At 69.0% G+C, this 12,199-nt stretch carries 11 protein-coding genes; 4 read left to right on the forward strand and 7 right to left on the reverse strand.

The features are described from left to right. The first annotated feature begins 30 nt into the window (after positions 1-30). Positions 31-423 (forward strand): 4-carboxymuconolactone decarboxylase, encoded by a 393-nt coding sequence (gene pcaC, locus ACZ0AE_RS08205; protein ID WP_463600791.1) that lies wholly within the window; start codon positions 31-33, stop codon positions 421-423. Positions 424-693: 270 nt separating this feature from the next. Here pcaC and ACZ0AE_RS08210 read toward each other — a convergent pair whose 3' ends face one another. Together ACZ0AE_RS08210 and ACZ0AE_RS08215 are read right to left on the reverse strand one after the other, a co-directional pair. Next, positions 694-1,548 carry an IclR family transcriptional regulator domain-containing protein gene (locus ACZ0AE_RS08210; protein WP_051598847.1) on the reverse strand — a complete coding sequence of 285 codons (855 nt, stop codon included), beginning with the start codon at positions 1,546-1,548 and terminating at the stop codon, positions 694-696. 95 nt (positions 1,549-1,643) lie between these two features. Then, positions 1,644-4,085 (reverse strand): membrane-bound PQQ-dependent dehydrogenase, glucose/quinate/shikimate family, encoded by a 2,442-nt coding sequence (locus ACZ0AE_RS08215; protein ID WP_463600792.1) that lies wholly within the window; start codon positions 4,083-4,085, stop codon positions 1,644-1,646. Positions 4,086-4,392: 307 nt separating this feature from the next. On the opposite strand from ACZ0AE_RS08215, the gene ACZ0AE_RS08220 reads away from it, so the two are divergent. Further along, positions 4,393-4,929 (forward strand): adenine phosphoribosyltransferase, encoded by a 537-nt coding sequence (locus ACZ0AE_RS08220; RefSeq protein ID WP_038688841.1) that lies wholly within the window; start codon positions 4,393-4,395, stop codon positions 4,927-4,929. 151 nt (positions 4,930-5,080) lie between these two features. On the opposite strand, the gene dbpA is transcribed toward ACZ0AE_RS08220, so the two are convergent. From dbpA to ACZ0AE_RS08235, 3 genes are read right to left on the reverse strand one after another with little or no spacing between them, the layout of a single operon-like run. Further along, entirely contained in the window at positions 5,081-6,457 is a 1,377-nt protein-coding gene (gene dbpA / locus ACZ0AE_RS08225; RefSeq protein WP_038688839.1) for an ATP-dependent RNA helicase DbpA, read from the reverse strand. Between the two features lie 48 nt (positions 6,458-6,505). Beyond that, a complete protein-coding gene (locus tag ACZ0AE_RS08230) occupies positions 6,506-6,790 on the reverse strand; it encodes a hypothetical protein (RefSeq protein ID WP_038688837.1) in 285 nt (94 codons plus the stop codon). Between the two features lie 27 nt (positions 6,791-6,817). Then, complete coding sequence (locus ACZ0AE_RS08235) at positions 6,818-7,792, reverse strand: YeiH family protein (protein ID WP_463602077.1); 975 nt, start codon at positions 7,790-7,792, stop codon at positions 6,818-6,820. A 210-nt stretch (positions 7,793-8,002) separates the two neighbouring features. Between ACZ0AE_RS08235 and ACZ0AE_RS08240 the strand changes: the two genes are divergently transcribed. Next, complete coding sequence (locus ACZ0AE_RS08240; RefSeq protein WP_463600793.1) at positions 8,003-8,905, forward strand: LysR family transcriptional regulator; 903 nt, start codon at positions 8,003-8,005, stop codon at positions 8,903-8,905. A 36-nt stretch (positions 8,906-8,941) separates the two neighbouring features. Further along, positions 8,942-10,828, forward strand: coding sequence for an ATP-binding cassette domain-containing protein (locus ACZ0AE_RS08245; protein ID WP_463600794.1), 1,887 nt, complete (start codon positions 8,942-8,944; stop codon positions 10,826-10,828). Positions 10,829-11,139: 311 nt separating this feature from the next. On the opposite strand, the gene ACZ0AE_RS08250 is transcribed toward ACZ0AE_RS08245, so the two are convergent. Continuing rightward, the gene (locus ACZ0AE_RS08250) at positions 11,140-11,601 is read right to left on the reverse strand and encodes a c-type cytochrome (RefSeq protein WP_038688828.1); all 462 of its coding nucleotides are present in this window, start codon (positions 11,599-11,601) and stop codon (positions 11,140-11,142) included. Positions 11,602-11,610: 9 nt separating this feature from the next. Then, positions 11,611-12,027: a c-type cytochrome gene (locus ACZ0AE_RS08255; RefSeq protein ID WP_463600795.1), complete on the reverse strand. Its 417-nt coding sequence runs from the start codon at positions 12,025-12,027 to the stop codon at positions 11,611-11,613. Positions 12,028-12,199 lie beyond the last annotated feature (172 nt).

Consider the following 12,199-nt stretch of genomic DNA (forward strand, 5'->3'; position numbering starts at 1 on the left):
GTACGCCCCACCCAAAACGAGGCATCCCCAATGGACGAACAGGAACGCTACGAAGCCGGCCTGACCGTGCGCCGCGCCGTACTCGGCGAGGCCCACGTCGAGCGCTCGCTGCAGGCGCGCACCGACTTCACCCACGAATTCCAGGACTTCATCACCCGTACCGCCTGGGGCGCGGTGTGGACCCGCGACGGCCTGCCACGTCACACCCGCTCGCTGCTGACCATCGTGATGATGGTGGCATTGGGCCATGACGAAGAGTTCAAGCTGCACATCCGCGCCGCGCGCAACAACGGCGTCACCCCGGACGAGATCAAGGAAGTGCTGCTGCAGGCCGCCATCTACTGCGGCGTACCGGCCGCCAACCACGCGTTCGCGCTGGCCAAGCCCATCCTCGAAGAACAAGCCAACGAACCACCGCGGTAAGCCCAGCACCGGTAGTGCCGGCCGCTGGCCGGCAACCCGATACACCCGAACGGAACCGGATACCGCCGGCCGCTGGCCGGCAACCCGATACACCCGAACGGAACCGGATACCGCCGGCCGCTGGCCGGCAACCCGATACACCTGAACGGAACCGGATACCGCCGGCCGCTGGCCGGCAACCCGATACACCCGAACGAAACCGGACACCGCCGGCCGCTGGCCGGCATCCCGATACACCCGAACGGAATCGGACACCGCCGGCACCCCCCCTCAATGCAGCAACGTACCCAACCGCTGCGCCGCTTCCCGCAGCCGCGGCAGCAACTGTGACTGCATCACCCCCAGGCTGATCCGCCCGGCCTGGGTGCCGATGTTCAGCGCGCCCACCACCGCGCCACTGCGCGCGTGCACCGGCACGGCGATCGAGCGCAGCCCGATCTCCAGCTCCTGGTCCACCAGCGCCACGCCGTCGCGACGCACGCGTTCCAGCGTGTCCAAAAACTCGTCCATGCGCGTCACGGTGCGCTCGGTGCGCGGCCGCAGCGGATTGCGTTCCAGGTAGCTTTCCAGCGTGTCGTGCGGCAACGCGGCCAGCAGCACGCGGCCCATCGAGGTGCAGTACGCGGGCAGGCGGCTGCCGGCGCGCAGCCCGATCGACATGATCCGCACGGTTTCGGCGCGGGCCACATACAGCACGTCATCGCCATCCAGCACGCCCAGCGAGCAGGACTCGTGCACGTCGTCGCGCAGCGCATCCAGCACCGGCTGCGCCGCCGCGGTCATCGACGACGACGCCACATACGCCCCGCCCATGCCCAGCACGCGCGGCAGCAGCACGAAACCGCGCCCCTGTTCGCCCACGTAGCCCAGCTTCTCCAGGGTGTACAGCACGCGCCGCACCGCCGCGCGCGAGATGCCCGTTTCGGTGCTGATCTGCGACATGGTCACTTCACGCGGGTGCTGCGAAAACACGCTCAGCACCACCAGCCCGCGACCCAGGGAGGTCATGAAATCCGGATCGCCCTGGTTGTCCTGGATCAGCTGCATCAGCTCGTGGCTGAGCCCGCGATCCTGCGGCGGGGCAGGGGCGCGCTTGGGGCGACGGCTGGGAGGTGCGGCAGACATGGCGGTGGTTCGTGCTCGGTGATCGTGCATGGTAAGGGCTGCACGCGATGAAGCGAAGCTGCGCGCCACGGTGCGAAGACCGTGGCGCGCGTGGCTCAGCGCGTGGCCGGCAACGCGTAGGCGATCACATAGTCGCCGCGATCCGGCGACTGGCGTGCGCCGCCGGCGGAAATCACCACGTACTGGCGACCGGTCTTCGGCGACACATAGGTGATCGGCGTGCCCTGGCTGCCCACCGGCATGCGTGCCTTCCACACTTCTTCGCCGGTGCGGCTGTCATAGGCGCGCAGGTAGTAATCCTGCGTGCCGGCGAAGAACAGCAGGCCCGACTGGGTGGCCAGCGAACCGCCCAGGGTGGGCATGCCGATCGGAATCGGCAGGCGCATCTTGACGCCCATCGGGCCGGTGTCCTTCACCGTGCCCACCGGCACCTGCCAGACCAGCTGGTGGGTGGCCAGGTTGATCGCCGACAGCGTGCCGAACGGCGGCTTCTGGCACGGAATGCCCAGCTTGGACAGGAAGCGGTCGCGCAGCGAGCCGTACGGCGTGCCGGTCTGCGAGGCTGCGCCCATTTCCACGCCGCCGGCGCCTTCGGTCATGTCCGCGCGCGGAATGAGCTTGGTCCACAGCCCCAGGCGCATGTCGTTGACGAACAGGTAGCCCGTGGTGGGATCCACCGACGCGCTGCCCCAGTTCATGCCCCCCAGCGAACCGGGCCACTGCAGGGCCAGGTCCTCGCCCGGCGGGGTGAACATGCCGTCGTAGCGGAAGCCCTTGAACTGGATGCGGCACAGCATCTGGTCGATCGGCGTGGCGCCCCACATGTCCGATTCGGTCAGGGTCTGCGCGCCGATCTGCGGCAGCCCCACCGACAGGCGCTGGGTAGGCGAGTAGCGCTCGCCTGTGGCGTTCCCCTGCGGTGCCGGGATGTCGCGCACCTCGGTGATCGGCTGGCCGGTGGCGCGGTTGAGCATGAACACCTGGCCGGCCTTGGTGATCTGCAGCAGCGCGGGCAGGGTGCCGCCCTTGCCGTCGGGCACGTCGGTCAGGGTGGGCTGCGCGGGCAGGTCGTAATCCCACAGGTCGTGGTGCACGGTCTGGTAGACCCAGCGCTCCTTGCCGGTGGCCACATCCAGTGCCACTACCGCCGAGCTGTACTTGTCGTCCTGCGGGGTGCGCTCGCCGGCCCACTGGTCCGGCGTGGTGTTGCCGGTGGGCAGGTAGACCAGGCCCAGCTGAGGGTCGTAGGCCATCGAGGTCCACACGTTCGGGGTGGCGCGGGTGTAGTGGATGGACGGATCCAGCGGCACGTCCGGGGTTTCGCGGGACAGGTCCCAGACCCAGGCCAGCGCGCCGCTGCGCACGTTGTAGGCACGCACCACGCCGGAGGGTTCGTTGACCTCGATGTTGTCGGCCACCCGGCCGCCCACGATCACCAGTTCGCCGGCCACCAGGGGCGCCGCGGTCAGCGTGTAGAAACCGGGCTTGATCTCGCCCATGCCACGCTTGAGGTCCACCACGCCGCCTTCGCCGAAGTCCGGGCAGGGCGCGCCGGTGGTAGCGTCCAGCGCGAACAGGCGCGCGTCGATCGAGGTCATCAGGATGCGCTTCTCGCACAGCGCCGGAGCCGTTGCAGCGGCGACGGTGGCCGGTGCGGCAGGGATCGGTACGGCAGGACTCAGTGCGGCGGCGACGGTGGGCGCGCCGACCAGCGGCTGGCCTGCGTCGAAATAGCCCAGGCCACGGCAGCGCTGCCAGTTCGGCGCGGTCGCCTTGGGATCGAACGCCCAGCGCTGCTTGCCGCTGTCCACGTCCAGCGCCACCACCTGGTTGTGTGGCGTGCACAGGTACAGCGTGTCGCCAATCTGCAGCGGGGTGTTCTGGTCTTCGGCGCCGAAGCCATCGCTCTGCGGCACGTCGCCGGTATGCGCGGTCCAGGCCACTTGGAGCTGGGTGATGTTGGCCGGGGTGATCTGGTCCAGCGCGGCGAAACGGGTGCCCGCGGTGGTGTTGCCCCAGTGCTGCCAATCACGTTGCTCGCTGCCCTTGGCCACCGGCACCACGGCCGGTGACGCGCCCTGCGCGGTGACCACCGGGCGCGGCTGGAACGCCGACACCGCCGTGCCCAGCAGGCCCACCAGCAGCAGCGCGGCCACGCCGTAGGCCGCACGCCCGAGGCGCTGGCCACGACTGCGCCGCAGCACCGGCCAGGTCAGCGCGACCAGCATCGCCAGCACGGCGGGCATCACCAGCCGCGACACCAGTGGCCAGAATTCCAGCCCGGCATCGGCCAGTGCCCAGGCCACGGTGGCGACGAACGCCACCCCATACAGCAGCGCGCCCAGTGGGCGGCGCAGGGCCAACAGGCCGCCGGCCACCAGCGACGCGGCGCCCATCAGCAGGAAGTACCAGCTGCCGCCGAGCTGGGCCAGGCGCACACCGCCCACCAGCAGAACCAGGCCGAACAGCATCACCACGATGCCAATCAGGACCACCAGGGTGCGGCACAGGGCCGACGGTTTCGTGTTCTCGTCCACGTTGCATGAACCTCTACAGGAAACCCGGTACCGACCGGCACCGGGCAGGCCCGCGCGCGCCATGCGTGGCGGGGACCGTTGGCCATCTCACCCCGGCATTGCCTTGCCCTGCAGGGGCGCGGGAATGCTTCGCTGCTTATCGCGGAAACGGAGTGAACGGCCGGTTAGGGCGATTATCGCACCGTTGTGCGATTTCGGCGTGAACCCGGGGTGCCACCGATGGAACGCAGCAACGCAGCGGCCTGGCCAGACGGGCAGTGCCGCGCCGAAGCGTTTACCCTATGCCACCCCGTTCGTTGCCCGCCCCATGACCGAGTCTTCCGCCACGCCCGCCTGGGCCGGCCGCCTGCGCGATATCGCCGATTTCCCCAAGCCGGGAATCCTGTTCAAGGACATCATGCCGCTGCTGGCCAATGGCGATGATTTCGCCGCTGCGGTCGATGCGATGGTGCAGCCGTGGCGCACGGCGAACCTGCAGGCGGTGATGGGCATCGAATCGCGTGGCTTCATTCTGGGCGCTGCCATGGCGCGCGTGCTGGGCGTCGGCTTCGTGCCGGTGCGCAAGCCGGGCAAGCTGCCGGGCCGCACGCTGAAGCAGGAATACACGCTGGAATACCGCACCGACACCATTGAAGTGCACGCCGACGCCTTGCCGGCCGGTGCACGCGTGCTGGTGGTTGATGATGTGCTGGCAACCGGCGGCACGTTGCTGGCCGCGTTGTCGCTGGCGCGCCAGTTGCAGGTGGAGGTCGTGGGCGCGGCGGTGCTGGTGGAACTGGCCGGGCTGGGCGGACGCGAGCGCTGGGACGGCGACGTGCCGCTGCTGGCCAACCTGGTGTATTGAAGCCGGGCAGGCACGTAGAGCCGGGCTCTGCCCGGCTGCTCGACATGGTGGAAGCCGACCAACGGTCGGCTCTACCGGGCAGGCACGTAGAGCCGGGCTCTGCCCGGCAGTTCGACATGGTGGAAGCCGACCAACGGTCGGCTCTACCCCGTTACATCCGGCGGACGCGGAAGCGGCGGCCCTTGATTTTGCCTGCTTCCAGCCGGTCGATCGCGCGGCCTACCTGCTCGCGCGCGATGGCCACGTACGAGCGGGTGGCGTAGATGTCGATCTTGCCGATCACCTTGGCCGACAGCCCGGCCTCACCGGTCAACGCCCCCAGGATGTCGCCCGGGCGCAGCTTGTCGGTCTTGCCGCCATCGATGCGCAGGGTTTCCATCGCGGCCTGCGGCAGCACGGCGGGGCGGGCCGTCGCCAGCGGGGTCTTCTGCCAGTCCAGCGGCTTGCCCTGCGCGGCTTCCAGCGCATCGGCGCGGTTGCGCTCGCGGCCGGTCACCAGGCTCACCGCCAGGCCGGACGCGCCGGCGCGGCCAGTGCGGCCCACGCGGTGCTCGTAGGTTTCGATGTCGGTGGGCAACTCGTAGTTGATCACGGCCGCCAGGTCCTGCACGTCCAGCCCGCGCGCGGCCACGTCGCTGGCGACCAGCACGTTGCAGCTGCGGTTGGCGAAGCGCACCAGGACTTCATCGCGGTCGCGCTGTTCCATTTCGCCGTGCAACGGCAGTGCCGAGAAGCCGAACTGCTGCAGCGAATTGGCCACGTCGTCCACGTCGCGGCGAGTGTTGCAGAACACCACCGTCGATTCCGGGTTGTACTTCAGCAGCAGGCCGGCCAGCGCCTTCTGCTTGCTGGCCAGGTCCACTTCGCAGAACAGGTGGCGAATCGCCGGTGCGTTGTCGGCACCCTGGACAGTCACTTCCACCGGATCGCGCAGCAGCACGCGGGCGATCTCGCGGATCTCATCGGGGTAGGTGGCCGAGAACAGCAGCGTCTGGCGGTCCTTGCTGGTGCGTCCGGCAATCTCGCGGATCGGCTCTTCAAAGCCCATGTCCAGCATGCGGTCGGCTTCGTCCAGCACCAGCGTGGTGACACCGCCCAGCTTCAGGGCGCGCTTGCGGCCGAGCTCCTGGATGCGGCCGGGCGTGCCGACCACCACGTGCGGGTCGTGCGCTTCCAGCGAAGCCAGCTGCGGGCCCAGCGGCATGCCGCCGGTGAGCACCACCAGCTTCAGGTTGGGAATGCCGGTGGCGAGCTTGCGGATCTGCTTGCCCACCTGGTCGGCCAGTTCGCGGGTGGGGCACAGCACCAGCGCCTGGGCGCGGATCACCGACGGGTCCAGGGCCTGCAGCAGGCCCAGCCCGAAGGCGGCGGTCTTGCCGCTGCCGGTGGGTGCCTGGGCGATCAGGTCGCGGCGCTCAAGGATCGCCGGCAGGCTCTGCGCCTGCACGGGGGTCATCTGGGTATAGCCCAGCGCGTCGATGCCCGCCGCCAGCGAGGCCGACAGGGGCAGTTCGGAGAATTCATTCATGGCGCATTCTACCCGCTGCGCCGCCCGTCGGGCGTGCGCCGGCGCTGCTCAGGCCAGATCCAGCGCCCGCAGCCCCTCCATCAACGCGGTGTGCTGGGCATGGCTGAACGCGCCCGGGCCGTCGCTGACATCCAGAATCAGCGTATGGAACCAGGGATTGGGGTGGCTGACATCCTGCTCCCAGCGGACCACGACATCCGGGCCCAGCACCCGCTGCAGCAGGTCGATCAGGTCGTCTTCGGCTTCATCGACGGCGCCATAGCGATCCAGCACCAGCCGGTACGGGATGTGCAGGCGGCGGCGATCGACGGGGGGAACACGCTCACGCTTCATCGCCCCAGTGTTGCACGCGGCACGCGCTCACCCCAGCAACGCGTGCACGCCCGCGTTGATGCCCAGGCCCCCGGCCAGCAGCCAGGCAAACAGCAGCAGGGCCAGCAGCAGCGGCTTCATGCCGGCCTGGCGCAGCGCCGATACATGGGTGGTCAACCCCAGCGCCGCCATGGCCATGGCCAGCAAAACCGTGTCCACCTCGATGGCCATGGCCACCCACCCGGCGGGCAGCAGGTGCAGCGAATTGAACCCGGCCACCGCAACGAACCCGAAGGCAAACCAGGGCACCACGATCTTCGCGCGCGCTGCCCCGGGCTGGGCGCTGGCGCCACGGGCCAGCAGCAATGACAGCGCGATCAGGAACGGGGCCAGCATCATCACCCGCACCATCTTGGCGATCACCGCGGTATCGGCGGCCCCTTCGCTGACCGCGCGCCCGGCCGCGACCACCTGCGCCACTTCGTGCACGGTCGAGCCGGTGAACACGCCATAGAACGCCTCGCTCATCGGCAGCACGCCATGCGCCAGGTTGAGCTGGTACAGCGCCGGGTACAGGAACATGCCCAGCGTGCCGAACACCACCACGGTCGACACCGCCACGGTGACCTGTTCGGCACGCCCGCGCACCACCGGTTCGGCGGCCATCACCGCCGCCGCGCCGCAGATCGCGCTGCCGGCGCCGATCAGCAGTGCGCTGGTGCGGTCCATCCCGAACCAGCGGGTGCCGGCCCACCACGCCAGCCCGAAGGTGCTGGCCAGCACCAGCGCATCGATCAGCACGCCGGCCACGCCGACCTGGCCGATGTCCTGGAAGGTCAGGCGCAGGCCGTACAGCACGATGCCGGCGCGCAGCAGCCACTGCTTGGAAAAGCCCACGCCCGCCGCGGCCCGGGGTGCCAAGCGCGGGTACACGCTGTTGCCCAGCGCGATGCCGAGCACGATGGCCAGGGTGAGGGCACTGATGCCGTGCGCCTGCAGCCACGGCAGGGTGGCCAGCGCCATCGCCGCCACGGCGACACCGCCCGCCAGCAGCAGACCGGGCAGGCGCCCGCGCCAACGTTGGGCGAGGGCGGGCAGGAACAGGGCAGGGCGGGGGCTGGACGCGTTCACGAAGCGGCTCCTTGTAGGGAGCCTCCAGCCTGCGCTTGGCCCATAAACCTGTAAAACGCATTATTGATGTGATTTCAACCGGTTTTATGGGTTAATGCGCGCATGCGCATCAGTCTTCGCCAATGGCAGGTATTCGTGGCCGTGGCCGACGCGGGCTCCACCGCCGCCGCCGGCGCGCAGCTGGCGTTGTCGCAGTCGGCCACCAGTGCGGCGCTCAACGAACTGGAAGCGCAATTGCCGTCGCTGCTGTTCGACCGCATTGGCCGCCGCCTGATCCTCAATGCGCAGGGCCGGGCCCTGCTGGACCCGGCGCGCGGGCTGCTGGCCGCGTCCGCGGACCTGGAGGCGATGGCCGGGGCAGGGAGGCCGGCATCGGCCACCGGGGTACCGCTGCAGCTGCGGATCGGGGCCAGCACCACCATCGGCAACTACCTGCTGCCCGCCCGGGTCGCCGCGCTGCTGGCCGACCAGCCGCACGTGGACGTGGACCTGCGTATCGGCAACAGCGCCGAGGTGGTCGCGGCGGTGCAGCGGCTGGAGGTCGACCTGGGCCTCATCGAAGGCCCGTGCCACGAGAGCGGGCTGAACGTGCTGCCCTGGCAGCAGGATGCCCTGGTGATCGTGGCCGCCGCCGCGTCCCCGCTGAGCGCCCGCCCCGACCTTTCCGACCTGTCTGCCGCGCGCTGGCTGCTGCGCGAACCCGGCTCGGGGACCCGCGAGGCGGTGGAGCAGGCGTTGCTGCCGCACCTGCACCACTTCGCCCGCGCCATGCAGCTGGGCAGCACCGAGGCCATCAAACAGGCCGCCGCCGCCGGGCTGGGCGTGGCCTGCCTGTCGCGGCACGCGGTGGCCGATCTGGTGGCGCTGGGCAGCCTGCGCATCCTGGACACCCCGTTGCCGCCGCTGTCGCGCCAGTTGTGGGTGGTCCACCACCCCGGCAAGCACGTACCGCCGCCGCTGCGCGCCCTGCTGGGGCTGGCCGCGGACGCTTTTGCGTCCGGTTGAGCGACGCCGCACACCGCCACACCGTACAATGGTCGGATGCCTCTGATTACTCTGCAAAACGTCGACTTCAGCGTCGGCGGCCCCCTGTTGCTGGAAAAAGCCGAACTGTCGATCGAACCGGGCGAGCGTATCGCCCTGATCGGCCGCAATGGCGCCGGCAAATCGACCCTGCTCAAGCTGCTGTCCGGCGACCACAAGCCCGACGACGGAGAAGTCCGCGTGCAGCAGGGGGTGCGCATCACCCGCCTGGAACAGGAAGTCCCACACGGTGCCGCCGGCAGCGTGTTCGACGTGGTGGCCGACGGCCTGGGCGAGCTGGGCCAGTGGCTGGCCGAGTTCCATCACCTGAGCATGGCCGACGAGTTCGACGGCGATGCCTTGTCGGCCGTGCAGGCCAAGATCGACGCTGCCAACGGCTGGGGCCTGGACCAGCGCGTCAGCGAAACCCTGACCAAGCTTGACCTGGACGGCGAAGCCGAATTCGCGCGCCTGTCCGGCGGCATGAAGCGCCGCGTGCTGCTCGGCCGCGCGCTGGTGTCCTCGCCGGACCTGCTGCTGCTCGACGAACCGACCAACCACCTGGACATCGAAGCCATCGACTGGCTGGAAATGTTCCTCAAGAACTGGAACGGCAGCGTGGTGTTCGTCACCCATGACCGTCGCTTCCTGCGTGCACTGGCCACCCGCATCGTCGAAATCGACCGGGGCCAGGTCACCAGCTGGCCGGGCGACTGGGCCAACTACGAGCGCCGCCGCGAAGAACGCCTCAATGCGCAGGCGCAGGAAAATGCGCGCTTCGACAAGCTGCTGGCGCAGGAAGAAATCTGGATCCGCCAGGGCATCAAGGCCCGCCGCACCCGCGACGAGGGCCGCGTGCGCCGCCTGAAGGCGATGCGCAATGATCGCTCGCAGCGCCGCGAACTGGGTGGCAACGTGCGCATGGAAGCGGCGCAGGCGGAGAACTCCGGCAAGAAGGTCATCGACGTCAAGGACATCTCCTTCGCCTTTGGCGAACGCGTGATGGTCAAGGATTTTGAAACCGTCATCCTGCGCGGCGACCGGATTGGCCTGATCGGGCCGAACGGCAGCGGCAAGACCACGCTGCTGAAGCTGCTGCTGGGCGACCTGCAGCCGCAGAGTGGCGAAGTGCGCGCCGGCACCAACCTGCAGATCGCCTACTTCGACCAGTACCGTGCGGTGCTGCGCGAAGACTGGACCGCGATCGAGAACGTGGCCGAAGGCCGCGATTTCATCGAGTTCAATGGCAAGCGCAAGCACGTGCATGCCTACCTGCAGGACTTCCTGTTCTCGCCCGAGCGCGCCCGCGCGCCGATCACCCGCCTGTCCGGTGGCGAGCGCAACCGCCTGCTGTTGGCCAAGCTGTTCGCGCAGCCGTCCAACCTGCTGGTGATGGACGAACCGACCAACGACCTGGACGTGGAAACCCTGGAGCTGCTGGAAGAGCTGCTCAGCGATTACGCGGGCACCTTGTTGCTGGTCAGCCATGACCGTGACTTCCTCGACAACGTGGTGACCTCCACGATGGTGATGGAAGGCGACGGCGTGGTGGGCGAGTACGTGGGCGGCTACAGCGACTGGCAGCAGCATGCCGCGCGCGTGGCGGCGGCGGCTGCCGCGGCACCGGTGGTGGCGGGCAAGTCGTCCGCTCCGGTAGCGGCAGCACCGGCCGAGCCGGCCGCTGCCAAGCGCAAGCTGAGCTACAAGGACGCGCGCGAGCTGGAACAGTTGCCGCTGAAGATTGAAACCCTGGAGAAGGACGTCGAAGGCCTCACCGCCGCGATGAACGACCCGGCGTTCTATCAGCGCAGTGCGGCGGACATGGCGGCGCACAACGCGAAGCTTGCCAAGGTGCAGGCCGAGCTGGATGCGGCGTACGCGCGCTGGGAAGAGCTGGACGCGTGACGCGCCCGTAGAGCCGGGCTCTGCCCGGCTTGGGTCGGGCGTTCATGGCCCGGACGGAGGGCAGCCGACCAACGGTCGGCTCTACCGGTCGGGCGTTCATGGCGCCTGACGGAGGGCAGCCGACCAACGGTCGGCTCTACCGGTCGGGCGTTCATGGCGCCGGACGAAGGGCAGCCGACCAACGGTCGGCTCTACCGGTCAGGTGTTCATGGCGCAGGACGAAGGGCAGCCGACCAACGGTCGGCTCTACCGGTTCTGGGGTTCATGGCGCCGGACGAAGGGCAGCCGACCAACGGTCGGCTCTACCGTGGTCATTTCAACCCGTGCAGGTCCCGCAGTTGCGTGGGGCGCGAGCCGAAGTAGGCGGCCAGGTCGGCGATGTCCTGGTCGCTCAGGTCGGTCGCCTGCGGGGTCATCAACGCGTGCTGGCGGTCGCCGGCGCGGTAGGCCTGCAGTGCGTGGGCCAGGTAGTCACCATACTGCCCACCCAGCTTCGGGTAGGTCGGGTCGATCGGCTTGTTGCCGTCGGCGCCGTGGCAGTCGATGCAGCTCTGGCCGGTGGCCTTGCCCTTGACCTGGGCACGGGCCTCGCCGGCGGCGATGCGTCCGGTGGGTAGACCGGCCGATGAGCCGGACCCGTGCTCGCCACTGGCGTGGCCCGGGTCGGCGGCGGAATCTGCGCTGTTTTCCACCTGCGACTGCGAACACGCAGCCAGCAGCAGGGCAACGGACAGGGCGATGGCATAACGCTTGAAGGGCGCGGCTTTCGTCATGGGCGGTGCTTACTTGACGGTGGACAGGTAAACAGCGAGATCGGCGATCTCCTGTTCGCTGAAACTCATGGACTGCGCCTGCATCGTCGGATGCTTGCGCTTGCCCTGGCGGTACTCGCTCAGCGCCTGGCTGAGGTACTGCTGGGTCTGCCCACCAATCTTGGGCACTTTGTAGCTGGGGTAGGCGTTCTTGTAGCCGGTGATGCCGTGGCACCCCTGGCAGGTGTAGGCCAGGACCCGACCATTGTCGAAACTGCCCGTCAGCCCAGCCGGAGCGGCGGGGGCGGTCGGGGTAGCGGCAGGGGCAGGGGCGGGTACGGGTGCGGCAGGTGCGGCGGGTACTGCTGGAGCAGTTGCGGCCTGTGCGGCGGCCCCGAGGGGCAGGAGGACGGCCAGAAGACAAGCGGCGAGCGGCTGCGGGCGCATGATGTCCTTTCCGGTGTACGGGTCTGGTCGTTCCGGCGTGGGGTACGGAACTGGCCCCGAGTATAGCCTGCGTTTTCATCTAGCTGAAACCGGGGGCGGCGCGGGCGTTGCCGCAGGTCACCATGACCTTTGGGATATGGTGTGATCGTGACGTGGTGCATTACTTTGCTAC

The organism is Stenotrophomonas sp. AC248, assembly GCF_979258185.1.